This is a genomic window from Actinomadura fulvescens, from assembly GCF_039533225.1.
Taxonomy (GTDB): Bacteria; Actinomycetota; Actinomycetes; order Streptosporangiales; family Streptosporangiaceae; genus Spirillospora; species Spirillospora fulvescens.
Genome location: NZ_BAAATD010000008.1, coordinates 22,339 through 45,509, shown reverse-complemented (window position 1 = coordinate 45,509; position 23,171 = coordinate 22,339). Strand labels below are relative to the sequence as shown.

The 23,171-nt window shown below is 66.4% G+C and carries 24 protein-coding genes and 1 CRISPR repeat array (1 of these 25 running past the window's edge); of the genes, 8 read left to right on the top strand and 16 right to left on the bottom strand.

The annotated features are described in order from the left end of the window. Positions 1 to 335 precede the first annotated feature (335 nt). The 6 genes from ABD333_RS27810 to ABD333_RS27785 form a co-directional block, all read right to left on the bottom strand. The gene (locus ABD333_RS27810; protein ID WP_344545458.1) at positions 336 to 1,757 is read right to left on the bottom strand and encodes a hypothetical protein; all 1,422 of its coding nucleotides are present in this window, start codon (positions 1,755 to 1,757) and stop codon (positions 336 to 338) included. 80 nt (positions 1,758 to 1,837) lie between these two features. Beyond that, the gene (locus tag ABD333_RS27805; protein ID WP_344545457.1) at positions 1,838 to 3,313 is read right to left on the bottom strand and encodes an SCO6880 family protein; all 1,476 of its coding nucleotides are present in this window, start codon (positions 3,311 to 3,313) and stop codon (positions 1,838 to 1,840) included. Further along, complete coding sequence (locus ABD333_RS27800; RefSeq protein WP_344545456.1) at positions 3,303 to 4,733, bottom strand: hypothetical protein; 1,431 nt, start codon at positions 4,731 to 4,733, stop codon at positions 3,303 to 3,305. Before ABD333_RS27800 ends, ABD333_RS27805 begins: the two co-directional genes overlap by 11 nt. Positions 4,734 to 4,738: 5 nt before the next feature. Then, positions 4,739 to 5,458 (bottom strand): DUF8175 domain-containg protein, encoded by a 720-nt coding sequence (locus ABD333_RS27795; RefSeq protein ID WP_344545455.1) that lies wholly within the window; start codon positions 5,456 to 5,458, stop codon positions 4,739 to 4,741. A 53-nt stretch (positions 5,459 to 5,511) separates the two neighbouring features. Then, positions 5,512 to 5,730 (bottom strand): hypothetical protein, encoded by a 219-nt coding sequence (locus ABD333_RS27790; RefSeq protein WP_344545454.1) that lies wholly within the window; start codon positions 5,728 to 5,730, stop codon positions 5,512 to 5,514. A gap of 198 nt (positions 5,731 to 5,928) precedes the next feature. Then, the gene (locus ABD333_RS27785) at positions 5,929 to 6,399 is read right to left on the bottom strand and encodes a hypothetical protein (RefSeq protein WP_344545453.1); all 471 of its coding nucleotides are present in this window, start codon (positions 6,397 to 6,399) and stop codon (positions 5,929 to 5,931) included. 213 nt (positions 6,400 to 6,612) lie between these two features. Between ABD333_RS27785 and ABD333_RS27780 the strand changes: the two genes are divergently transcribed. From ABD333_RS27780 to ABD333_RS27765, 4 genes are all read left to right on the top strand, one after another. Continuing rightward, a complete protein-coding gene (locus ABD333_RS27780; protein ID WP_344545452.1) occupies positions 6,613 to 6,975 on the top strand; it encodes a helix-turn-helix domain-containing protein in 363 nt (120 codons plus the stop codon). A gap of 30 nt (positions 6,976 to 7,005) precedes the next feature. Continuing rightward, positions 7,006 to 7,995, top strand: coding sequence for a C40 family peptidase (locus ABD333_RS27775; RefSeq protein ID WP_344545451.1), 990 nt, complete (start codon positions 7,006 to 7,008; stop codon positions 7,993 to 7,995). Next, positions 7,996 to 8,889 (top strand): phosphoadenosine phosphosulfate reductase, encoded by an 894-nt coding sequence (locus ABD333_RS27770; protein ID WP_344545450.1) that lies wholly within the window; start codon positions 7,996 to 7,998, stop codon positions 8,887 to 8,889. A 75-nt stretch (positions 8,890 to 8,964) separates the two neighbouring features. Continuing rightward, complete coding sequence (locus tag ABD333_RS27765) at positions 8,965 to 9,186, top strand: helix-turn-helix domain-containing protein (RefSeq protein ID WP_344545449.1); 222 nt, start codon at positions 8,965 to 8,967, stop codon at positions 9,184 to 9,186. A gap of 266 nt (positions 9,187 to 9,452) precedes the next feature. On the opposite strand, the gene ABD333_RS27760 is transcribed toward ABD333_RS27765, so the two are convergent. The 4 genes from ABD333_RS27760 to ABD333_RS27745 all read right to left on the bottom strand — a co-directional run bounded on the left by ABD333_RS27760 (position 9,453) and on the right by ABD333_RS27745 (position 11,415). Beyond that, the gene (locus tag ABD333_RS27760) at positions 9,453 to 10,133 is read right to left on the bottom strand and encodes a RibD family protein (protein WP_344545448.1); all 681 of its coding nucleotides are present in this window, start codon (positions 10,131 to 10,133) and stop codon (positions 9,453 to 9,455) included. Then, entirely contained in the window at positions 10,130 to 10,315 is a 186-nt protein-coding gene (locus ABD333_RS27755) for a hypothetical protein (RefSeq protein WP_344545447.1), read from the bottom strand. The genes ABD333_RS27760 and ABD333_RS27755 overlap by 4 nt, the downstream gene beginning before the upstream one ends. A gap of 114 nt (positions 10,316 to 10,429) precedes the next feature. Then, a complete protein-coding gene (locus tag ABD333_RS27750) occupies positions 10,430 to 10,615 on the bottom strand; it encodes a DUF397 domain-containing protein (RefSeq protein WP_344545446.1) in 186 nt (61 codons plus the stop codon). Continuing rightward, a complete protein-coding gene (locus tag ABD333_RS27745; protein WP_344545445.1) occupies positions 10,612 to 11,415 on the bottom strand; it encodes a helix-turn-helix domain-containing protein in 804 nt (267 codons plus the stop codon). Before ABD333_RS27745 ends, ABD333_RS27750 begins: the two co-directional genes overlap by 4 nt. A gap of 198 nt (positions 11,416 to 11,613) precedes the next feature. On the opposite strand from ABD333_RS27745, the gene ABD333_RS47600 reads away from it, so the two are divergent. Next, complete coding sequence (locus ABD333_RS47600; protein ID WP_410557507.1) at positions 11,614 to 11,916, top strand: ATP-binding protein; 303 nt, start codon at positions 11,614 to 11,616, stop codon at positions 11,914 to 11,916. 4 nt (positions 11,917 to 11,920) lie between these two features. Next, positions 11,921 to 12,118: a hypothetical protein gene (locus ABD333_RS27740; protein ID WP_344545444.1), complete on the top strand. Its 198-nt coding sequence runs from the start codon at positions 11,921 to 11,923 to the stop codon at positions 12,116 to 12,118. A gap of 679 nt (positions 12,119 to 12,797) precedes the next feature. On the opposite strand, the gene ABD333_RS27735 is transcribed toward ABD333_RS27740, so the two are convergent. Genes ABD333_RS27735 through ABD333_RS27710 form a run of 6 tightly spaced genes read right to left on the bottom strand, consistent with a single transcriptional unit; the run spans position 12,798 to position 17,422 of the window. Further along, positions 12,798 to 13,358 carry a class IV adenylate cyclase gene (locus tag ABD333_RS27735; protein WP_344545443.1) on the bottom strand — a complete coding sequence of 187 codons (561 nt, stop codon included), beginning with the start codon at positions 13,356 to 13,358 and terminating at the stop codon, positions 12,798 to 12,800. Next, complete coding sequence (locus ABD333_RS27730) at positions 13,358 to 14,002, bottom strand: class I SAM-dependent methyltransferase (RefSeq protein ID WP_344545442.1); 645 nt, start codon at positions 14,000 to 14,002, stop codon at positions 13,358 to 13,360. The genes ABD333_RS27735 and ABD333_RS27730 overlap by 1 nt, the downstream gene beginning before the upstream one ends. Positions 14,003 to 14,030: 28 nt before the next feature. After that, a complete protein-coding gene (locus ABD333_RS27725) occupies positions 14,031 to 14,978 on the bottom strand; it encodes a radical SAM protein (RefSeq protein ID WP_344545441.1) in 948 nt (315 codons plus the stop codon). Beyond that, on the bottom strand, positions 14,969 to 15,364 hold the full coding sequence (locus ABD333_RS27720) for a hypothetical protein (RefSeq protein ID WP_344545440.1): 396 nt from the start codon (positions 15,362 to 15,364) through the stop codon (positions 14,969 to 14,971). The genes ABD333_RS27725 and ABD333_RS27720 overlap by 10 nt, the downstream gene beginning before the upstream one ends. Beyond that, positions 15,361 to 16,671: a diaminopimelate decarboxylase family protein gene (locus tag ABD333_RS27715; RefSeq protein WP_344545439.1), complete on the bottom strand. Its 1,311-nt coding sequence runs from the start codon at positions 16,669 to 16,671 to the stop codon at positions 15,361 to 15,363. Before ABD333_RS27715 ends, ABD333_RS27720 begins: the two co-directional genes overlap by 4 nt. Positions 16,672 to 16,675: 4 nt before the next feature. Beyond that, a complete protein-coding gene (locus ABD333_RS27710) occupies positions 16,676 to 17,422 on the bottom strand; it encodes an AAA family ATPase (RefSeq protein WP_344545438.1) in 747 nt (248 codons plus the stop codon). 505 nt (positions 17,423 to 17,927) lie between these two features. Here ABD333_RS27710 and ABD333_RS27705 point away from each other — a divergent pair. Further along, positions 17,928 to 21,359, top strand: coding sequence for an NB-ARC domain-containing protein (locus ABD333_RS27705; RefSeq protein WP_344545437.1), 3,432 nt, complete (start codon positions 17,928 to 17,930; stop codon positions 21,357 to 21,359). A gap of 11 nt (positions 21,360 to 21,370) precedes the next feature. Next, on the top strand, positions 21,371 to 22,588 hold the full coding sequence (locus ABD333_RS27700) for a damage-control phosphatase ARMT1 family protein (protein WP_344545835.1): 1,218 nt from the start codon (positions 21,371 to 21,373) through the stop codon (positions 22,586 to 22,588). Between the two features lie 174 nt (positions 22,589 to 22,762). Then, positions 22,763 to 23,171: direct repeats of the CRISPR family, unit length 37 nt; unit sequence GTTGCGATCCTCGCTCGCCGGTGAGGGCGGGCGCCAC; it runs 443 nt beyond the window's last position.

Genomic DNA, 23,171 nt, shown 5'->3' with positions numbered 1-23,171 from the left:
GTGGGCGAAGAGGCATATCCAGGAGACGCCGCTGCGACAGGACCTCTCAGCGGGGCGGCTGCGCCGGTTCGCGTGGCATTCGTCGATGTCCATTTGGACAGAACGCGGCATGGCCACGGCGGCCTGGTCGTCTCGGGCGTAGATGGTGGCGGGCGTACCTGTGAGACAGGTGGCGGGCATGGTTCCTCCGTGCGGACGGGTGACGGTTCATGGGCGACGTCCTTTCGCTGTGGCTGTGGGATCGGGGTTGGGGTGTCAGTGCTGTTCGGGCTGGACGTTCTGTGCGTGGCTCGGAGGTGCACGTTCTTGCAGGTACGACGTTCTGAGCCGGCGCGTCATGAGTTGCCCCGGACGGCTTGATCGGTGTCGTAGAGCTCGGCCTCGGGTCCGACGAGCGAGAGCTCCACCGGAATCCCGAGGCGCTCGCCTGTTTTGATGAGGTATTTGCCGCGGCCGGGGTGGCGGGAGCCGGGTTGCCAGGAGTCGGGTGCGGACCAGGAGGTGACTAGGCGTTGTTCGGGGCCGGTGAGTGGGGTGATCTGGTGGATGCGGGTCAGCTCCCGGGGCGGTAGTCCTGCCAGGACGGTGATGGCTGCTCGTTCGGCGAATCCGCGGGCTTTGGCGCGGTCTTCTTCGGTGGCCAGGGCGTCCAGGTCGGCGAGTGAGTGGGTGATCATGATGGAGGCCATGCCTTTGGCGCGGTTGAGGCGGGTGAGGGCGTCGGCGTGTTCGACCAGGCCGGGTGCGCCGCGCAGAGCTCGCCATAGCTCGTCCATCACGCCGAGGTAGGAGCGTCGTGGTCCGCGGTGCAGGTCGGCGAGGGCGGCGGAGGCGTCGACCATGCCGAACGCGTACGCCCAGGTGCACAGCATCGCGGCGGTGAGCAGTTTGTCTCCGGCGGCGCGGATGCGGGAGATGTCCACGCTGATGGCGGGTGCGTCCAGGTCGAGTGGCTTGGTGGTGGTGCTGTCGAAGACGCCTGCGAGCGAGCCGGTGAGCAGTAGGTCGAGGGTGAAGATCAGGTCGCGGGTTTGTTGCCGGTAGGCGGTGTCGGTGTCGGCGCGAGAGGCCGCGCGTAGCTCGTCGGTGCCTTGTTCGAGGACGTGGAGGACGTCGGGGATGGTGGGTTCGTGGTCGAGCCGGTCGTCGAGGAGGTCGATGGCGCGGCCGAGGACGACTTCTTCGGCGTTGGTGATGCGGGCTTCGCGGATGAGGGTGGCCAGTGCCATGAGCAGCGACAGGCGCCGGGACCGTACTTCCCAGCGCCGGGTGTTGGCCTCGGCGCCGGTGAGGCTGTGCAGGACGGCGGCGAGCGGGCCGGCGTCTAGCGGGTTGATGCTGTCCAGTCCTCGGCCGACGCGGATGACCTGGCCGTTCAGGTACTCGACGAGCATGGTGTAGTCGGGTTTGGTGTCGCCCAGGATGATCGGTGTGGTGCCGGTGGCGACCGCGCCGGTGACCAGGCGTTTGACGAGGGTGGATTTGCCGGTGCCGGGTTGGCCGAGGACGAACATGCCGGGGTTGGTGACCAGTCCGGCGCGCAGCCAGGCGAGCGGGTCGAGGCAGACGACCTCGCCCCAGAGCTGGTGTCGTCCGACTGGTGTGCCGGCCGTCGGGGTGCCTGATCCTGCGGTGAAGGGATAGAGGCCACATACCTGGCTCGTCGTGGCCTGGAATTCCGGTGTGTGCTCCACATGGACGGCGCGGCCCGCTCCACGGTGACGCCAGCCCCAAGCGGATGCCAACGGTTGGCTCATGGCCTGGTCTTCAACCCGTTCAGGTGCGTCGGATCGGCGACGTGGTCGTTGGTGGTGGATGGTTGGCATCGTCTGCTCCCTTACAGGACGGCGCGGTGGGACAGCTCGGGTGGGCAGATGCCGCACGGCAGGGTGGTGGCGAATCCTGCGGCTTGACTACCCCACAGGCGCCGCAGCCTGATGCGTGCCGAAGCCGCGGCGGACTCAACGTGCGCTAGGGCGCGCTTGAGCTCGTCCTCCTGCGTGACGGTGACCGTGGCGTACATCGACACCAGGCACACTCCGGCGCCCATCGCTTCTTCGGCGGCGGCTTGGCGGGCGCGGGCGGTGTCCCAGCTGTCGCGGGCGGTCTCGTCCCGGCCGGTCCTGCGGCGAAACTGCGCGCGGAACGACGCGGCGTTCACTTCCTGTTGCAGGACGCGGCTGGCGGCTGACGCAGGGAGCGCGCGGTACTGCAATGTCACGCGCTTGGGGAACGGGCCGGGTGCGACCAGGCGCGACAAGACGTCGGAGTGCACGTTTTGGCGGGGCGGTTCGTGCCAGGCCCAGGAGACGCTGACGCCGCCGTCATGTTCGTAGTGGTCGGTGTGTTCGACGGCGTGGACGGGGCCGGCGTCGCTCCACGCGAGTGGCTCGTCGTTGCCCGGATTGGCGAGCAGCCGGTTGACCTCGCCGCGTGCGTGCGGGTCGTACGCCATCCGTACGATCCCGGCTATCTCGGCTGCACTGGCGCGTCCCAGGACGCTGATGCCGCATCCGCTGAGCGCGGACGTCAGTCCGTCCAAGCACCGGCTGAACTCGGCGACGGCCGCTGTCAGATCGCGGGGTGCGGCCGGTGAGGCTTTGGGGTCGAAGGTGATCGAGACCCGGGTGTCCACGTCAGCGGCTGCGCCCGGAGCGGTTCGCACCAGCTCCTCCATGATGTGGCGGGCAGCGCCGGGAGCCTGGGGCGCGAGCGAGCTGCTGACCGAATCGGCAAGGGTGGAGCCGGGCTCGGGTGCGGTCTCCACCGTCACCGTCACCCAGCTCACGGCGGGAATGTGCCCCAGCCCTGCCAGCCATTGGCCCCAGGACGCCACCCAACCGTCGGCGTCGCCACGGTCGGCCAGCCATGTGGAGGCGGGGACGACGCGCAAGGTTGCGGTGAGTCGTCCGGTGCGGCGGTCCCACACGATGCCGTATCTGTCGCCACGGCCGTCCTCGGCGCTGAGCAGGGTCAGCGGCGCGAGCACGCCGGGCAGTTGGAACGCCCGCGGATGGTCCACGACAACGCCGGCGCTGTAGCGGGTCTGACCGAGGGTGTGGCCCCACCACCAGCGCCATCGAGCCAACGCGATACGACCGACCGCCACTCCACCGACCTTGATAAGGCTGAGTGCTGCGACCGCGAGGACTGGTGGTGCGGTGTAGAGGAGAGCGGCGGGTGCGAACGCGCCGAGCAGCAACAGTCCCATCGCGCCGCCGAGGGCGGCGAACGTGGCCACCGTGTCCATGCCGAGCAGTCCGATGCCGCGTCGGCGGCGCCAGCCTCCATAGGTGCGGATCTCATGCGCCACCGCCACCACCTCCTCCCGCGCCGGTCGGACCGCCTGCGTTGCCTGAGCCCGTCGGTTCGCCCATCCAGCGAATCGAGTCTGTTGATGCGCGGCGTCCTTGATCCCAGGCGCCAAGTCCAGCCGGGCCTACCGGCTCGCTTCCGTCAGCGGTGCTGGCCTGCCCGCTCTGCTGGCCGGTCGAGTGGGAGCCGTGAGGTTGAGCGCCGCTTCCTGTCGGTGCGGTGGGATCTTGGGATTGTTCAGTGGTGGACGGCTGGCGAACGGTTGTCCTTGTCGGCGCATCGCCGTCCTGGCCCATACCGGTCGAGTCGAGACGGCTGTCAGCTCCGGTCGGATTCTCGTTGCCCTGGTGGTGTGGATTCTGGTGCTCGGGATTCTGTTCGCCGAGCTGTTGCCGTAGGAACTTGGCGTGCTCGCCGGCGGAACCGTTCTGGGTATCGCGCGAACCGCTGTAGGCGGTGTAGGAGCGCAGCGCTCCCAACGTCATCGCTCCGTTGAGCACCGTGCCGAGGATGCCGCCAGCGTTGCTGGACTCGGCGGCACTGGTGGTCCAGTTGAAGAACTTCAGCAGGACCGGGAACGCGATCAAGCTGATCAGCATCATCGTGAACCCCATCAGGACCGCGTGCATGCTCTGCCCGTCACCGATCAGGATGAACGCGGTGGCGTACACGGCGCCCGCAGCAGGCTGATAGAAGATCAACGCCAGCCCCCAGCCCGTCACCTTCTTGAACCAGGGCTGGGTAGCCGGGGTGATCAACCCGGCGGCGGCGAGCGGGAGGACTCCGGCCAGGATGATCAGGGCTGCTCCCCGAAACAGCATCAAGAACGCCTGGATAAGGCCGATGACCAGGGCGACCAGGCACAACAGGATGACCATGACGGCCGGCGTTCCACTGGGAAAGGCCACGATCTTGGCCATCCTGGTGGCGAAGTCGCCCTGCGAGGAGGCGCTCAGCACCCAGGTCGTCCATTCACTGCCCCATTGCAGAAGCTTGTTGGGCAGCACGGCACCGATCGTGGTCACCACAGCCAGTACCGTCAGACCGCGTCCGACGTCGATCAGTGGGTTGGCCTTGTGCGTGAGCGCCATCTTCGCGGCCGCGACGAAGAGCGCCATCATCGCCACGGCGATCGTCAGTGGCTGGGTGAGGCTCTGGAGGAGGCCGATCGCCGGTTCCTGCTCCAGGTTGGGGGCGGAGACCTGTACCCACCATGACGAGGTGTTGGAGATCAGCCAGCCAACGGCGTCCCGGAATGCCTTGGCGATGTCGTCCAGGACGTTGCCGCCGATCTCGCCCAGGTCCGGCAGCGGTGGCTTGAAGGGGTTGCCGCCGTCATCGTCGCTGTCGATGGGTTGAACGCACTGAGGATCGAGGACGGCCGAGCACGGCGTCGGACGGAAGGGAGTGGTCGACATGGCGCTCACCCGTTTGCCGGGAAGTAGGAGTAGCCGTTGGTCGAGGTGATCGGGGTGGCCGTTGCTGCCCAGTCCCCGTCCGGCGGACCCACGACGCGCCAATCGCCATGGAGCCACTGCAACTGGACTCGGGTGACGGCGCGGACGGTGACGTCGCTGTCCCCGGGACCGGCGGTGAGCAGATCGAGGTTGGCGATGGTCGGGGTGTAGCCCAACCACCGGAACGCCTCGATGGCGACGTACGCCCGGCCCAGCGCCCGCCCGTACGGCAGGCGCCCACGTTGCCGCTGCTGCTCGTACGCCTCCCGAGTCTGGGTCAACAACTCGGAGACCTCGGGGCCGGTGACCTGCCGGGAGATGGTCTGCTCGAACACCTGCGGTCCCCACACCGCGTTCGCCCGAACCGTGATGTGGATCGCGGCGAGCAGCGCTCCACGCGGGCTCTGGGCGAATCCGCTCGCCGCCCCCTCCTTCGTGTTGTGTGGGCCATCACTGGCAGACCATGGAAGCCGAATGCCTCCGTAGTCCTGCCGCGACAGGTCAGTAAGTGAGATCCGCGGGGCCGTCTGCACCTGGATCACGTTCTCGCTCGGCTTGCTTCCAGCGACGTGGCCTTGGTCAGATGCCGGGCGGTCGTCGGTGCCGGTGACCACGACGCACAGCAATGCCGCGCTGACGGAGAACGAGAGCGCAATGCCGAGCCCAGCACCTCCCCGCCAGCGCACCCGACCAGGCACCCTCATCACGAGCCGATTCGTTCTGGGCGTCTGCTGCTGCTTCATTTGCTGAAGAACACCCCCACGATGGAGGCGGCGGACACCGCCAGGCTCAGCCCACCCAACACCCACGGAATGCCGGTAGCGCCGTCGGCAGCGAACGTGGAGCGGTTCTTGCGGCCGATCGCCATCTGACCGGCGCAGATGAACAGGCCGGCCAGCCCGCAGATCAGTACCGCATACTTTCCCCAGCTCAGGAGCAGCTCCATCTTCTTGTCCAAGCCAGGAGGAGCCACCGGAGGCGGATCCGGGACGGGAACCTGAGGACGGGGAGTCTCGGTCGCGCGAACTCGCACGTCGCGTGGCACGTGCCACGGCATGTTGCCGCCATGGAGCTCCAGGAGTCGGGCTAGGACGCCATAGGTGAAGGCGATGGGGTGGACTGGCATGGTTCCTCCGCAGGTCGCGTGCGCGGTTGATCAACGGGTTGTCGTCAGGCCTCTGACCGTGGCCAGGGCAGTTTGTGCTCGGGTCGGAAGCCGGACCGAGGTGGGGTCGTCGACCGCACGCAGAGACGCGATGAACGGTATGCGCACCATGGCGCCGACCCGGCCGTGCAGCATCGTCAGCCGAGCAGCAGCGCCCTTGGGCTCTGGCCATCCGTCGCTGACGATCACCAGCGCCGCTACGGGCTGACCGCGATCACCAAGCGCAGTAACCGCCAGCGTCGCCGCCCGCGTGCCCGCCGCAGTGTTCCGGCAGACCAGAACCAGCGGACGTGTCGCTGGAAGGACCTGTGGATGCCGAAGGTCCAACACGGTGATCGAGCCCAGGTCCCAGCTCGGCGCCAGCAGAGCCGCCAGCGTCGAAGTACCCGCCCCGCCGTGCGCACCGACCACGACCAACTCCCCGCTGGACTGAATGGCCGCCGCCTGCTCGCGCCGGTTCACAGACCGGTGCTCGGGCGCCAGGAGCGCCCGTTCGAGATGCCGGTTACTTCGTCGACTCACCCGGTAACCCCCGTTTCGCTTCGCTGGGTGGTGGTGAAGTCACCGTACGTGTCACAATGGCAGAGCGCAAGCATCGTCAAAGCACTTCTGAAGAAGTCATCCAACCGAAGAGCATGCTTCCGCAGCACCCATCCATCACACTGGAGAGGCGACATGACCACCACCCCAGGAGCCACCGCCATGACCGACGAGCAGGCACCCGAGCAGACCGGCCGCGACCCCGACGTGCTCACCACCGCCGAACTCGCCGCCAAGCTCGGCCTGTCCGCCCAGACCGTCCGCCGGATGGCCAACGCGGGACAGATCCCGGCGCTCAAGACCGGCAAGGACTTCCGGTACTCCTGGGAAGCGGTCCGCCAGGTGCTGCGGCAGCCCCACCGCGAACCAGGGGTAACCGCCGATGACCAACCCGAAGCACCACCTAAGACCGGCGCGGGCTATCGAGCCCAACGTCGCGCCCGCACCGGCGCCCGCCGCGCCGACCAGACCGACACCCAAGACGCCGACCAGAGCTGATCCGACCGCCACACCCCGGCGGCGCACGCGGTGAAAACCGTCATCGGCGCGTGCGCCGCCCTATCCGCCCTGGTCCTGGCCCTCCCCCTCCTGGCGTTAACCGCCCGACCCTCCGCGAGCGCCGACACAGCCTCTGCGGGAGCGCCCACCGCCTACGCCCGCAAAGACATCCCACCTAGTTACCTGCGCTGGTACATGGGCGCCGCGCACACCTGCCCCGGCCTGTCCTGGGCGGTACTCGCCGCCATCGGCAAAGTGGAGTCCGACCACGGACGCTCCCAACTCCCCGGCATCCGCTCCGGCGAAAACCACGCCGGAGCCGGCGGCCCCATGCAATTCCTGGCCGCCACCTGGGCCGCCTACGGAGCCGACGGCGACCACGACCGCCGCAAAGACCGCTACAACCCCGCCGACGCCATCCACGGCGCAGCCAACTACCTGTGCGCCAACCACGCCAGCAAAGGTGGCAAGCACCTTAGCCGGGCGATCTGGCACTACAACCACGCCGACTGGTACGTCCGCAAAGTCCTCGCCCAAGCCGACCGCTACGCCACCCCCACCGCCAACAACCGCGGCGCCCTCGTCGTCCGCGCCGCCCTCCGCTGGCTCGGCACCGCTTACTCGTGGGGAGGCGGCGGCCCCTCAGGCCCGACCTACGGCATCCAGCACGGCGCCAACATCAAGGGCTTCGACTGTTCCGGCCTAGCGCAATACGCCTGGGCCAAGGCCGGAGTCACCCTGCCCCGCGTCGCCGCCGACCAATACAAATACGGCGTCCACATACCCCGGAGCCAACTCCAGCCCGGTGACCTGGTCTTCTTCGCCACCAACCCGCGCAACACCCGCACGATTCACCACGTCGGCATCTACCTCGGCCGCGGCCGCATGGTCCACGCCCCACAAACCGGCGACGTCGTCCGCGTGTCCCGCTTCGTCGGCGACCCCTACCGCGAACGGCAATGGGCAGGCGCCACCCGCCCAGCACCAAGAGCCGCCCTCAAGCCGCCCCAGGGAGTCTGAATGCCGCCTCACACCCGACATCCCGATCCCGCCAGCTCACCCCGCCGCCGCAACCACCGCTCCACCAAGCCTCCGAAAACCAAGGTGCCTTGCGGCCCGATCCGCGCGTTCAGCTACGGCGGCGGCTGGCAGTCCACTGCCGCCCTGGTGCTCGCCGCCCAAGGCAAGCTGGACTTCAAGCTCTTCCTGTTCGCCAACGTCGGCGACGACAGCGAACACCCCGCCACCCTGCACTACCTCCACCAACACGCACTGCCGTACGCCGCGCACCACAACATCGACCTGCGCCTGCTGCCCCGCATCAAACGCGACGGCAGCACCGAAACCCTCTACGGCCGCCTCATGCGCGAAGGCTCGCGATCCATCCCCATCCCCGTCCGCATGAGCAACGGCGCCCCGGGCACCCGCAGCTGCACCGCCGACTTCAAAATCCGAGTCATCGGCCGCTACCTCAAAGCCCACGGCGCCAGCGCCACCAATCCCGCCACGATCGGCATCGGCATCAGCGTCGACGAGATCCACCGCGCCAACAACCGCCGCAGCGAACCGTACGAACGCATCGTCTACCCGCTCCTCGATCTGGGCATCCGCCGCACCGACTGCCCCCGCATCATCCAATCCGCCGGCCTCCCCGTACCTCCCAAGAGCGCCTGCTGGTTCTGCCCGTTCCACAGGCTGAGTGCCTGGAAGGACATGCGCCGCAACCAACCTGACCTGTTCGCCAAAGCCTGCCAACTCGAAGACACCCTCAACGCCCGCCGCCGCCTCCTGGACCGCGACCCGGTCTGGCTCACCCGCTACAACGCCCCACTCGCCGACGTCGTCCCACTCGAACAACCCCTCCCAATCGATGACTCCGACGGAACCTGCGACGGCGGCTGGTGCTTCACCTGAGTCCATCCGCCAACCGACCCACCTCGCACACCGCATGGCCGCAGCCATCCGCAACCACGCACCAGGAGGCCTTCCATGGACACCCTCAAGCACTCCGAACTCGCCGAACTGCCCAGCGTCGTCAACATCATGACGGCGGCCCGCGCCCTCGGGCTCTCCCGCACATACGCCTACGAACTCGCCAAACGCGGAGAATTCCCCTGCCGCGTCCTACGCATCGGCACCTGCTACCGAGTACCAACGGAGAGCCTGCTGACCCTGCTTGGAGCCGACAGAACGCAGCCACCACCGCGCTAGCACCGCACGACTGACGCGCTGGCAGGCAAGGCCGGGCTTCAGTTCGGCCTTGCTCGGCTTTCCACGGGCGTGAAGTCGCGGACGACGCGGGACGGCCAGAGTCATCCGATGGCCGCACCCTCAGCCCGATGCAGCCCTTGCTGACCTGCGGGAGCAACAATGTCCCGTCCCGACGCCCGACCTCACTACCAGCGCGCCATCCCTCAAGGTTCTTCGCATCCGTAATCTGCCTACCGAGCTTCGTTGGCTCCCTAGCGAAATGGGTCCTACGTGGTGGGCAGGAGATAGCGCGCAAGGATGACGTCGCCGATTTGGCGTACCTCGGCGGTGGTCATCCTGTGGCCGGGGTGATGTGGGAATTGGCCCGGGCCGACGAAGCTGGGGGCCTTGGGGTCGCCGACGAAGAACGGGGCGATCACTAGCTGTAGTTCATCGGCGAGCCCGGCTGTGAGGAACTGGGTGTGGACGGTGCCGCCGCCTTCCACCATGAGTCGTCTGACTTTTCGGGCGGCGAGCTGTGCCAGGACTGCGGTCAGGTCGACCGGGTCTCCGGCGTCCACGATCGTGGCTACTTTGCTGAGACGTTCACGGCACTTGTCGGCCGCGGAGCTGGCACAGAAGACGATTTTCTCGACGTCACCGGTCGCGAAGAATTTGGCGTCGGGGTCCAGGTCACCGCGGTTGGTGAAGGTGACTTTGATCGGTGTTTCGGGAAGGCCGCGGTTGACCCGGTCCTGGCGGCGCTGCTGGGCGCGTACTAGAAGGCGGGGGTTGTCGCGTCGGATGGTGTTGGCGCCGACCAGGATCGCGTCGCAGTCGGCCCGTACCTCGTCGACGCGATCGAAGTCCTCGTCGTTGGACAGCAAGAGCCGCTCATCGGTGGTGTCGTCGATGTATCCGTCGATGGAGGCGGCGCAGGAAAGCAGCACGTACGGGCGTTCGCTCATTCGGGGGCTCCACGGTCATTGGTGATCAGTTGCTCGACGATACGGACGAAGTCTTCCCCGGGGTCTTCGCAGGCGTTGAGGGCGGCGAAGTGCTCATCGGCCATCCAGTGGCGAAGGCGCTTGGCTCGGGCGGTTTGGTGGTAGAAGCGTGCGTCGGGCCGTGCCTGCGGATGGCTGGTCACCGGAGTCCCGGTCGGCGGTGGGGCCACCATCTGGGACGAGAAGCCTAAAGAGAGTTGAGACGCACGGGACCCCCGGTCACGACGGCCGGGGGTCCTGTCCTCGTTGGGGGGCCTTTACTGCCTGAGCTTGGCCGTGAGTGCTCGGAAGCCGCTCCGGCTAAAACTGATGTGTCCAGCCTCAGGTGCCTTGCTGTCGCGCACAGCAACGATGCCAGGGAGCGCGGCAACCTCCACACACTGCGCATCTGTGCCCTCGGCCGAACGGCTGGACTTTCGCCACACAAGGTGGTCACTGCTCATAGAGCCTCCATAGCCCTGGAGATCAACTCGGGGGTGGAGTCTACGGGTGCCGCTTTCGCCCCGATGCGCTCGAAGCGCCTTTGGAGCGAGTGCGCGCCGTCCGAGTCCATCACCAGACGTCCCCCGATCGGCGCCTCTACGAACCCGATCAGACCTTCCTTCACCGTGATGACCTTGAAACTGCCGTCGAGCGCCTCGGAGGCGCCGGACAAGCGCGGGATGATGCGCAGGAAGACGTTCGGGCGCTCTGCCAGTTCAAGTAGGAAGCGCAGTTGCTGTCGCTGCACGTCCATCCCGCCTACAGGCCAGGTGAGGACGGACTCAGCCAGCAGCACCCACAGTTCCGGTGGTCTGGGCCTAGTGAGACGTTCCTGTCGTGCGAGTCGTCGGGCGAGGCCGCCTTCAACGTCGGTGTTGTGTCCGGCCAGCAGAACGGCTTTCGCGTAGTCCGGAGTTTGCAGCAGTACAGGGACGGCCTGGGCGCTGTATGCCTGGATGATCGTCGCGCGAGATTCGAACTCGGTGTAGCTGGCCAGCCATCCGGGGTTGGGGGCAAGTCGGGCGTACCAGATCGCGATTGTGAAGAAGCCGCCGGTGCGCCAAGCCTGGTCCAGTTTTGCGGCGTGTGCGTCCTTGAGCCTGATCTCGCCGGACTCCAGTCGCGTAATTGTGCTGCGCGCGCACCCGAGGATCTTCGCGACTGCGTCGCCGGAGAGTCCTCGCTCCATGCGCTGAAACCGCAGGTTGTTGGCGATCCAGTCCCACATTGATGCACGTGGATCAGGGGGCTTGTTGGTCATCTCACCCTTCGGTTTCTTGATCGCTGTTTTTGCGTTGAGAGAGCGCAACCAGGGACAACTTAAGCCCATCGGAGCAATGTGTCACGAGCCACGGACGGACAGTGAGACGAAGCGAAGTGAGCCAGTGTCGAAACCCGCAACTTTGGTGATCAAGGCTGAGGCGGGCGCCCTGAAGGCGGCCGCGACTGGACCGGAAAGATCTTCGAGTCTTGGGGCCTGGATCCGTACCTGGGGAAGCTGATCGTTTCTGAGCTGGTCGGGAATGTCGTCCAACACACCGACGTCACGGAGGTGGTTGTCCGGGTCTACCTAGCCGATGCCGGACCCGTCGTGGAAGTCGAGGACAGTTCTCCAGAGCTCCCTGTGGTCCGTCCCCTCGACTCCTCCTCCGTTTCCGGGCGAGGGCTCGCCATGATCAAGCTACTAGCGGCCGAAGTCGGCTGGAACGCATGCGCAGGTGGCGGGAAGTGTGTTTACGCCGTCATCAAGCAGGTGGCGTAGCGCGGTGAGCCCCGACGAGATCCTCAGTGTCCTCACAGAGGCATTTCCGCGATGGACGTTCACGCGCGAGCAAGAAGTGTGGCGTGCCAACGGGCCGGTGATCCTTACCGGAACCAACCTTGCTGAGCTGCTGCTTTTGCTCGCCTTCGCCGACCCAGCTGCTACCGCTGCACATCCCGAGATATGGGAGTTGATCCGATGACTCACTTCCACTTTTGGCGCCTGACCGCCCCCGGACACGCCTCCGCCGATGGCGCCATTGACCTTGACTTCTTCTTCGCGCTCGACAAGTTCGCCGTTGGCGACGCATGCCAAGCGATGATGGATGACATCGTGATGCGCCACCCTGAGGTTAAGCGGCTCGAATCGTTCGCCAGGTTGGACGCGTCTCCCTCATCGCCCAACGCGTCATTTGCCTGCGACACCAGGGACGGCGGAATGTCCACATGGCATGTCATCGAATGCTCCGGTCGGTGCCGGAGCAGGCGTCGGCGGGAAAAGCGTCGCCTGGGCTCGATGCTTAGGCGCGCCGTTGCGGTACTCCTGTCCAAGCCGCCGCCCCGTAACGGGCTTGGCGGTCGATGTTCCTGAAGCTGGCCGCTACGCCTCCGCAGAGGCCCAGGCTGGAAGGCAGAGGGAGACGCCGAGGCCTTTTCCTCAAGCTGCGTGGCGCGACGGTTTCCTATCTGGGACCACCGTCATCCCGACTCGTCGATCAAGCGCTGATAGAGCTCTACTGTCTGCTGGTTTGGCTTCTTTCCGATCCCGCTGAGTGCCTCGCTCAACGCCCGAAGAACGGATTGAACATCGATCAATACGGATGGTGAGGACGATCATCCTCTACGTACCGGACCGAGCATGCGGTGAGGGGACCGGCGGCCCTACTGTGCGGGTGTCTCGAAGGTGAGGGTGGGTTCGCTGAGGATGTCGCGTCCGAGTTGGTTGAGGTAGACCTCGTCGACGCTGCCGTAGGTGGCTTCGTCGAAGTTGAGTCCGAGGGCAGCGGCGGCGCTGCGGACGGACTGTTCGCCGGGGCCTTCGATCTCGAGGAAGGTGGGTAGGTCTGGCCAGGTGTCGATGTCGTAGGTGACGCCGTCCATGTGCCATTCCTCGCGGTAGTTCTCCTGGTAGCGCAGGGCGGTGAAGTTCATCGCCTCCAGTAGCTGGCGAGTCTGTTGGAAGTCTGAGACGACGATCTCGGCTTCGAGGATGCTGTCGATCGCCGATTGTTCTGCGGTGGTTTGCTTGTAGGTGAGAGTGACCTCGTTGCCTTGGTCGCGGAGCCGGAGCCAGCCGCCTCTGGCGGTGATGTCGTCGTTTTTGAAGACGATGCGACGCATCAGGGTCCGGGGCAGGGTTTGCTGTGCGCCGTTGGTCTTGAGTCGGTGGGCGATCGCGTGGGCGTCGATGTCGCAGAAGCGGGCCTCGTACTCGGGCTCCATCAAGATCCTCTTTCAGGGTCAGGGCACCGGGCGATGACCAGGCCCATGCGGTGGATGTGTTCTTGGAGTTGTTCGACGTGCGGAGCTTCGATGAACGCCGGTGTGTAGGTCTCCCAGAGGATTGGCCAACCGGTTAGGTAGCGCCTGATCTCGCCGGCCTCTAGGTAGTGCTCGGTGGCGTGGTGGCGGGGTTCGACGGGCATCATGAACTCCGCGCCGAAGATGCCCCCGGGCGTGCGACACAGGGTCGTCATCCTATTGATGAACTGGGCGAGCGGGCGGTGATGATTGGCCGAGTAGTGCCAGGAGCAGCTGGTCCAGACGGCGTCGGTGGGCTCTAGCGTGTCGTCGATGTCGAGGAGGTCCGCTTCGATCACTTCGACCATGTGCTCCAGCCCTTCTGCGGCGAGTCTGCCCCGCAGTCCGAGCATGTTGGCTGGTCGGTTGCCGGGAAGCACGACAGGGCCGCCGCAGAGGGCTAGCGGGTCGCGTTCGATCGCTCGGACTTGCAGACCGCGGCGGGCGAGCGGAAGGACGAATTTGCCGTCGGATGCGCCGACGACGGAGACGGTCTTTGCGTCATCTCCTGCGAGTTGCTCGAGGAAGAGGGGAAAGAAGGTCTTGGTTTCCTGCCAGACGCTCACGGTAGACATGGCCGGTTCCGTCCTGGCCTCAGGCGGTCTGGTAGACGACGTCAGGGATTCCGAGCTGGAACTCGTCGTTCTCGCGGGGCTCGTAGAGGATGCGTGCGGCCGTCTTGTCCCAGCGGAAGGCGTGGACGTCACGTCCGACGGCCTTGCACGAAACCGTGAGGCCTCCTGCCGGGTCGGATTCGATGCGGTCCAGCCACCCGCCGGAGACAAGGTTGGGGCAAGCCTGGCCCGGAGGTTCGGGCGATAGGTCGGAGTCGTAGAGGATCTGGATGGTCAAGTCCGCATCCGCGATTTGGCGGTGCAGGTGGGCGTATGCGGTGGTGTCGGTGACGGCGAGGTCGGGGTTGTCGAGCGCGTTGCCGACCAGGCGCAGGCAATGCAGTTTGAGTTCGCGCACTCCGTAGCCTTCAAGGAGTTGGGCCAGTGGGACAACTTCTTGCAGGTTGCGGCTGGTCACGACCATGGTGGCGCCGATGTCGACGCCGTTCAGCCGTGCGAGGGTAAGCATTTGGAGCGCACCGCGGAAGCTGCCTCGTTGTCGGATGAGGTCGTGGCTGGCCTCCAGTCCGTCGAGGGACACCCGCATCTTGTCGAGGGTCGGTGCGAGTTCCTCGATGGTGCGGCGGTAGCCGGGGTGGGCGTTGGTGCAGATCTCGACCTTGAGTCCGAGTTTCTTGGCGTACTGGCTGATTTCCACGATGTGCGGGTACAGCAAGGGTTCGCCGCCAAGGAGGGTGACGGCGTCCAGCCGGTAGTGCTCGCGGAAGTGGGCCAAGAGGCTCTGTGCCTCCTGCAAGGTGTAGTGGGCGGGGTCCTTGAGGAGTTGCCCGTGGAAGCAGGTCTTGCAGCTGAAGTTGCAGCGATAGAGCAGCTGTAGGTAGAGCATTCGTACGCGAGTGATGCCGGCGATCTCGCTCAACATGTGGTTCTCCCTCATGGTTGCCGTGGCGAAGGTGGTCACGCCCACGGCAGGAGTTTCTCGGGGGTGGCTGTGGTGATCGCGCCGTCGTGTTCGGCGACGATGACGGTGGTGATCTTCAGGTCGCGCAGCAGTTCACGGCAGGTGCCGCAGGGCGACCAGACATCGATGCCGCTGTCAGTCCGTACGACTGCGACGCACGCCTCCAAGTCATGGGTGGAGACGGCCAAAGCGGCACCGAGTGCCACCGGCTCGGCGCAGGTGGAGCAGTGGCCGCAGGATCGGGAACGGACCTGGACACCGGTGAAGATCTGGTCGTCGCCGGACAGTACTGCGGCGGCGACTTTGATGTCTGGGTTCTGGACGGCGGCGAGGGCTGAACGTGCTGCGGCCACGAGACGCAGCAAGCGGGGATCACGGCTTTTCACGGTCACGATGGCTTCCCCATGGGGCTGGAGGTCAGCGACCAGAACTGCTTGCTGGACTGGCGGTCCCAGAGCAGCGTGCCGTCCTCCAGGCTCACCACCGGCGGACGTTGCCAGGTGTTGGCGATCCAGTCCCCGATCGAGTACGCGCCGACCGCGTCGAGGCACACCTTCATCCCTGGCTGAAGTGGTGTCGGCGTGGTGATGGCGCCATAGGTGTCACTGCGGTGGCAGAGGGGGCCGACGAGTTCATAGCGTGTGGACGCGGCGGCTGGACCGGTTGCAGATTCGAAGTAGATGGGACGGGTTTCGTCTGGTCGCCAGCAGTGCAGCGCGTTGGTCCCCAGGTCGAGGACGGCGTGGCGCCGGTGTCCGTCGTGGCGCACGGCGATGACGGACGCGACCGCCATGAGAGAAGGTTCGGCGAGGAACCTTCCGGGTTCGAACAGCAGCTGCCGGATACCCAAGCTCCGGAGACGCGGCGCGAACCGCACGAACTCCTCCGCGATGCCATCCAAGTCCGGTGCTCGTTGCGGACGTCCGCGAACCGGAAGGCCCATGACGCGCAACAGCTCGAAGAGCGGGCCGACTCGTCGTTTGTCCACCCATCCCGATGCCAGGCCCCCGCCCATATCCAGGCTGCCGATCGAAACCCCGGCGGCGCGCAGCCGTTCCAGAAGGCGGCAGATGGAGAGCATCGCCGTCCGGTAGACGGCAGCTGAGACGAGTTGCCCGCCGAGATGAATGTGCAGTGCGCCCAGTCGCACGGCGGGGTGTTCGGCAAGTCGACGTGCAGCCCGGATGATCGGGGTCCCGTCCGCGGACCAGCCGAACTTCGAGACTCCACGACGCCTGTGGAGGGAAGGATCACGGCCAGCTTCACCAGAGATCTCTGGGATGGTCACGCGCAGGCCCACCGGAACCACGTGGGCGGCTGGCCCCCTGGCTGTGAGGTGCTCGATCTCAGTGTCGGTTTCGAGGTTGATCAGACGCGGAGTGCCGCCGGCGAGCACGGTGTCCAGGAGTCCGGCTTGTTTGCCGATGCCGTTCACCACGATCTCTGAAGGGGTGAGCATGCTGGTCGCCAGGTCCCATTCCAGGGGCGATGTGACTTCCGCGCCGAACCCCCGCAAGGACAGGTGCTCGCACAATGCCGGCAGGTAGTTGGTCTTGTAGGAGTAGTAGACCTCGGATGGGAACGGTAGTCGCGCAGTGAAGGCAGCAAACTCCGCGACGGCGCGGTCAAGGCGTTCGCTGGAGAACAGGAACACGGGTGTCTGGTGGATGTCGGCAAGTTCAAGGGCCCGGTCGTACAAGGCGCTACGCATGGTGCCTGCCGCACAATTTCGTCCGCAGGAGTTGCTGCAGCCCGTCTACGACCTGCATCGGCCCTAGCCCGTCGGTGTCGAAGGCGGTCAGGCCGAAGGAGAGGTAGATACGGCGAACCTGCTCAACATTGGCCTCGATCCGGCGAGACCAGAGGCTCACCCCGTTGTGCAGATCACGCTCTTGATAGCGGCGCCGACGCTGTTCCTCGGAGACTGTCAGTTGCACCGCGGCATCCGGGCGCTGGGCCTCGCTCCAGTCGATCGTCGGAAGGTCCTGTACTCCGAGCGCGCCATGGGTGGCGAGCGTGCGGTGGAAGTAGCTCTCGATGACCACGCTCCAACCGGAGGCCAACAGGTCCCGGACCTTGCGGGAGATGGCGTAGTTGGCCATGAGCCAGAAATGCAGGCGCTCAGGCACGGACCCGGTCGCGTCGATGTGTCTGCGGACGGGCTCGTAGTCGGGGACCAAGGTGTCCAGCTGTACCGCTCCCAACCTCTCGGCGAGCAGCGGCGCGATGGTGCTCTTCCCAGTGCAGCTGAGCCCTTCCAGCACGATGAAGCGCGGTGTCGGGTCGTTGGTCGCGGGCCCCGGCGCCTGCGCGAACCGGTGGTCGTCACGGCTGTGAGCGAGCGGTGTCATCTGCGCGCAGCAACCTTTCGGGTGGTCGGATCGCACGGCGAACGAAGTCAGCGGGACGAAACGGAGATCGAAGTGGCGCGTCGCCCGCGTGATCTCCATGGTCACGTTGGAGGGGCCGACAGGGCGTCACCTCTCAAGCGAAAGATTTGTCCGCAGCCTGTAGTCAGCTGACCAGCACTGATCCCGACCGGCGGGCCGAAATGTACTCAGGAGCCCGCACAATGCGTACTCAAGTTGATCCACATGTGTCAGATCGAGTTAGGATTTCGGCCAAATGCGCTTGATCAACTGAGGGGTCGTTGTGAGCGCGGAACCCAGGCCGGGCAGCAAGGCCTATCGGGATCGGCTGAGGACACGTCTGCGGGGCCTCGGGTTCGATGATGGCCGGATCATCGAGCAAGTCAGCGCGGACCTGATCCAGCACTGCGGCCGGCGCCCTCGCGAAGCATGGCGGCTGGCGAACGAGCTGTCGCTGGATGAGGCGGCGATGCGCTTCAACGCCACGCTGGGAAGTCCGAAGGCACCGATGCGCAAGGGGAGGATCTGGGACTACGAGCGATGGCCAACAGCGGGTATACGTCCCACACTTAAGACTCTGCGCGTCTTGGCGCAGATCTACGGCACCAGCTGGGACAGGCTGGTTGATCTCACCGACCTGTCCCAGATGCCCGCCGACGAGCGCGACGCCTACCACGACCTGGTCGCTACCCAAGCTGATACGACCCCGGCGCCCAGCACGACCAGTGCGCCAGCAAGACCCACGGACCTGGCATCCTGGGCAATGCTCGTCCCCCCACTGGAGCCAGGAATGGTCGAACGATCCGATCTCGACGCGCTGGTCTCATTCCTGGCCGACACCGCGGAAGCGTCCGCGGCTGGCCGAGTCGTTGCCGTCTCGGGCCCAGGCGGGTTCGGGAAGACGACATTGGCCACGCAGGCATGCCACGACTCGCGCGTCACCGAGCTGTTCCCCGAGATCCTGTGGGTCGAGACCGGGGAGCAGTGCACACCCGCACGGGTCGTTCAGCTGATCTCGGACCTGTGCGTGCATTTGGAAGGGACACGTCCGACCCTCGCCGACGCCGAGCAGGCGGGCTTCCACCTTGCCAGGGTGCTGGGCGATCGGCGCGTTCTGCTGATCATCGACAACGTGTGGTCCGCGACCGACCTGGCTCCATTCCTCCTGGGCGGACCAGGCTGCGTCCGCCTCGTCACGACGCGGAACGCACGGGTCTGCCCGTCGCGCACGACACAGCTTCGGCTGGGACCCATGTCTCCAGGCGAGATCCGCGAGTTGCTGCGCCGCAGCGTGCCCCGGTTGGCGCAGGCCGAAACGATGCGGCTAGCCGAGCTGTGCGGCGGCTGGCCTCTTCTTGCAACAGTCGTGAGCTCCGCGGTCGGCCAGGACGTCGCAGCCGGCGCACCACCGGAAAGGGCGGTCTCTGAAGCAGGCCAGGTGCTGGACACGCTCGGACCACACGCCTTCGACGTCTGGGACTCCGACCAGCGCAAGGACGCCATCGGACACGCGATCACCTCCAGCCTCCGCAGCCTGGAAGCACACGTCGAGATCAGCGGCGGCCATGGCCTACGCGACAGATATCTCTCCCTCGCCGTCTTTCCAGCGGCGACGCCGATTCCGTTGTCGGTGTTGTCGGCTTGGTGGGGCGAGGCCTTCGGCTGGACGGCCAGTGCCGTACGTCAACTCTGCCGCGTGCTGGCCGACAGGTCGCTGATCGACGCCTACCTCGCCGACCGGGACGCGATCCTGCTCCACGACGTGTTCCGCTCGCACCTGCGTCACTTGGTCGGTGAGGACTGGCCCCACCTGCACCGATCACTGATCGACACCTACCGGCCGACCTCGGATGGCGGTTGGTCTGAACTCGGCGTCGAGCACGAGTACATGTGGCGCTACCTGTCGTACCACCTCCACCAAGCAGACCTGGGTGACGAACTAGTCGACGTGCTCGCCACTCCTGCCTACGTCGTCAACAAGGCCGCGAGCTTCGGCCACGAGGCCCTAGTAATCGATCAGCTGGCTATCCGAGCCCTGGACCGCCCGACCTCCGAGCGGTGGCGAGCAGCGCTCGCGCTCACCGGCAGTGGTTACCTGCTGAGCGGCCTGACCTCGCAACGTGACATCGCGGCGACGCTCCTCGCCACGATGATCCGATCCGAAGGCGGCGCAGAAGTCGTCGAGCAGCTCCGCAGCTACGAGGAGCCGGACGGCCTCGGCATCCGCTGGGCCACCGCTGACGTCCCTGCCGTTCCGGGCGAGGCTGTCGCCGGACACGTGGGGGCGGTCACGAGCGTCGCGGCTCACGGCGACCGGGTCGTTTCGTGCGGAGAGGACGGCACCGTACGACTCTGGGACCTATCCTCACGATCCCTGGTACGCACCCAGCGCGGTCACACCGGCTGGGTCTTCGTCACCGCGATCTCACCGGACGGACGCCTCATCGCCTCCGCTGGCGACGACGGCGTCATCCGACTCTGGCACACAAGCACTGGAGAACTCTCGGGCGTCCTGATCGGACATGCCCGCCGCATCCGCACGCTGACCTTCGCCCGGCAAAGCGCCCTCCTGATATCAGGGGCGGAGGACGGACAGATATGCCTGTGGGACACCGAACGGTCAAGCCTGATCCGCGCCATGCGTACGCCGGGCAGCCCAGTGTGGTCGGTCGCAGTCGACGCCTCCGACTCGCTCATCGCCGCAGCCGGCGAAGACGAGTTCCTACGCCTGTACGACCTGCAGACCGGCGACCTGCTGGCAGAGAAAGCCGCGCATCGCGACTGGATCCGATCCGTTGCCTTCGCCGCCGAAACACCACTGCTCGCCACAGGTTCCGGCGACGGGTCAGTGCGGGTGTGGAGCACCGCGGACAAGCGGTTGACCGCCGTCCGACACGACGACACCGGCTCTCCCGTCCGATCCGTTGCCGTCTCTGTCCCCGGCGATCTGATCGTCGCAGCCGGACAGGACGCCACGATTCGCGCATTCACCGCTGACGCACCCGCAGGCGAGCAACCGATGCCTCCCTCGGTGGAATGGATCAGGGCGCTCACCCTGACCGCAGACCGCACAGTGATCGCGGGCTGTGAGGACGGCAGCATCCGCCTATGGACCGCGTCAGAGCAGACCCCCGCGTCCGTACTGGCGAGCGGGTCCAACGCCATCTGGTCCGCCGCCTTCGCCGGCGGTTCCGACCTGGCTCTCCTCGGCCGGGGTGACGGCACCATCGAAGTACGAGATTCCACCACCGGCGTCCTCGTCCGCAATCTGCAGGCAGGCGAAGGCCGCGTGTGGGACCTTGCCGCTACCTCCAACCGCCTCGCGGCGGCCTGTGGAGACGGCAGCATCCGCCTCTGGTCGCTCGATAACGACTGGACGCTCCGCCTCAACCAGGCCGAGGCTCGCACCTGGGCCGTCACAATGAACCATCCCGGGACACGGCTGGCCGCAAGCGCGGCCGACGGCACCGTACGAGTGTGGGAACTACCCTCCGGACGGCTGTTGTGGGAACGCCAGAACGCGCACCAGGGCAGGATCCGGTCCCTGACGTTCGACGCCACGGGAGACCTTCTCGCCACCGGAGGCGGGGAAGGCACCGCCCGTGTCTGGAACATCCCCGCCGGTGAACAAGTCATCGAGATCGCTCACACGACCAACTGGGTGCGCACCGTCGCCCTCGACCCCTCCGGGACCAAACTGGCCATCGGCTGCGGCCCCGGAGACATCTACGTCCACGACCTCAGCAACGGCAAAGTCGCCGCCCCACTGCTCGGCCACAGCGGCCGGATCCTGATGCTCGGCTTCACCCCCGATCCCGACCGCATCATCTCCGCCGCAGCCGACGGAACCGTGCGCACCTGGTCGATCTCCCTCCAACAGCAGATCGCCGAAGTCCGCGTGGACGCCTCCCTGCAATGCGCCGCCTACGACCCCACCAGCCACAGTGCCCTGGCCGGCAGCCCCGCCGGTAGCGTGGCGATCAAAGTCCCCGTCCCCGCGGCGCCGCCCGAGGAGTAACCAACGTGCAGATGCTCGTACCCGACGCCAACGCCCGCCTCCTGGCCGACGAGCGCCCCGTACCGACACCCAACGTCCCAGAACTCCTCAACAACGAACCAGGCTCCTTCGCCTGGGGCGTCCTGCACGACCGCACCCCCAAACTCATCAACCAGATCCGCGACGCACACCCCTACGAGCCGCACCAGCGCCAGGCCCTCAACGACCTCCTGGACGAGATCGCCAACGGCACGATGCAACCGCTCCCCCAAGACAGCCATGACAAAGCCGCATGGGATTCATGGGGTGCCGACTACTACGGACTCCCCTGGGCCGACACCCCGTTCCTGTGGTCCGAAAGCTACTTCTACCGGCGCCTCCTGCACGCCGTCGGCTTCTTCACCCCCGGCCCCTGGTTCTGGGTAGACCCCTTCGAACACCTCAAGACCGCCGAGCTGCGCGATCCCACCCTCAACACCGACCTAGCCGCACTCGATCACGGCGCCCAACTCCCAATCCACGAGCAGGCCCAGACCAAGCTCCTCGCCGCACTCTGGGGCAACCGAGCCGACCTCGGGTTCCGCGTCGGCATGGCCCCCGGATCCGAACACCCAGAGCAAGAAGGCCTTGTCGCCGACGACAGCGCGGACCTGTGGACAGGACTGGAACGCAGCCCTTCACCAAGGGTCTGCATCGTGGCTGACAACGCCGGCAGAGAGCTCCTCGCCGACCTGGTCCTCACCGACCACCTGCTCAACCACGACAACGCAGCCCAGGTGACCCTGCACGTCAAGCCCCACCCGTACTACGTCTCCGACGCCGTCACCGCCGACGTCATCGCCTGCCTCCGCCGCCTAGCCGCCTGCCCCGGCGAAGCCACAAAGATCTCCCAACGACTCACAGAGGCCCTAGCAGACGGACGCCTCAGCCTCTACACCCACTGGTTCTACAACGCCCCTTGGTCCTTCCACCACATGCCCGCAGACCTCGCCCGCGCATACGAACACGCCACACTCACGATCATGAAAGGCGACCTCAACTACCGCCGCCTCGTCGGCGATCGCCACTGGCCACCGACCACCCCCTTCAACACCACCGCCGCCTACTTCCCCAGCCCCGTCGCCGTACTCCGAACCCTCAAGTCCGACATCGTCACAGGCGTCCGCCCCGACGACCTGAACGCCCTAGACAACACAGACCCAGCCTGGCGAACAAACGGAACCCACGGCCTCATCCAGTTCCGCGCCTGACTCTGCGGCAAGGCTGGGAAGTTCAGTATCTGGAGTCTGTGCTGGAGACTCCATCACCGCGAACGTGGTCTGGCAGGTGGCCAATCACCTACGCACGGACCTGCCATTAGACGCTTTTAAAATGGCGAGCTGAGCGCCACGTGCTGGTCCGGCGCCACCGTGGACGCCGGTAAAGTTGCGATCCTCGCTCGCCGGTGAAGGCGCGCGCCACGCGCCACGCGGACGGCGGCGCGCACGGTGTTGCGGGAGACCTCGTTGCGATCTTCGCTCGCCGGTGAAGGCGGGCGCCACGCGTCGGGGTGTCGGTCAGCACCTGTTCGCGGTGGGTTGTGATCCTCGCTCGCCGGTGAAGGCGGGCGCCACCGGGCCATGAGGTCCCGGGCCGCCGTCACGGGGAGGGCGTTGCGATCCTCGCTCGCCGGTGAGGGCGGGCGCCACTCCTCGGCCTCCCGCAGCGCGTCAGCGGCCTTCCAGTTGCGATCCTCGCTCGCCGGTGAGGGCGGGCGCCACGACGACGTCGGGATCATTGCCGACGTTCAGCAGCGTGTTGCGATCCTCGCTCGCCGGTGGGGGCGGGCGCCAC

Excerpts from the sequence above, each read along its gene's own strand:
- ABD333_RS27780 (WP_344545452.1), top strand. The coding sequence starts at position 6,613 with ATGACCACCACCCCAGGAGCCACCGCCATGACCGACGAGCAGGCACCC.
- ABD333_RS27735 (WP_344545443.1), bottom strand. The coding sequence starts at position 13,358 with ATGGAGCCCGAGTACGAGGCCCGCTTCTGCGACATCGACGCCCACGCG.
- ABD333_RS27700 (WP_344545835.1), top strand. The coding sequence starts at position 21,371 with ATGCTCGTACCCGACGCCAACGCCCGCCTCCTGGCCGACGAGCGCCCC.
- ABD333_RS27710 (WP_344545438.1), bottom strand. The coding sequence starts at position 17,422 with ATGGAGATCACGCGGGCGACGCGCCACTTCGATCTCCGTTTCGTCCCG.
- ABD333_RS27760 (WP_344545448.1), bottom strand. The coding sequence starts at position 10,133 with ATGAGCGAACGCCCGTACGTGCTGCTTTCCTGCGCCGCCTCCATCGAC.
- ABD333_RS27765 (WP_344545449.1), top strand. The coding sequence starts at position 8,965 with ATGGACACCCTCAAGCACTCCGAACTCGCCGAACTGCCCAGCGTCGTC.
- ABD333_RS27745 (WP_344545445.1), bottom strand. The coding sequence starts at position 11,415 with ATGACCAACAAGCCCCCTGATCCACGTGCATCAATGTGGGACTGGATC.
- ABD333_RS27810 (WP_344545458.1), bottom strand. The coding sequence starts at position 1,757 with ATGAGCCAACCGTTGGCATCCGCTTGGGGCTGGCGTCACCGTGGAGCG.
- ABD333_RS27800 (WP_344545456.1), bottom strand. The coding sequence starts at position 4,733 with ATGTCGACCACTCCCTTCCGTCCGACGCCGTGCTCGGCCGTCCTCGAT.
- ABD333_RS27770 (WP_344545450.1), top strand. The coding sequence starts at position 7,996 with ATGCCGCCTCACACCCGACATCCCGATCCCGCCAGCTCACCCCGCCGC.
- ABD333_RS27750 (WP_344545446.1), bottom strand. The coding sequence starts at position 10,615 with ATGAGCAGTGACCACCTTGTGTGGCGAAAGTCCAGCCGTTCGGCCGAG.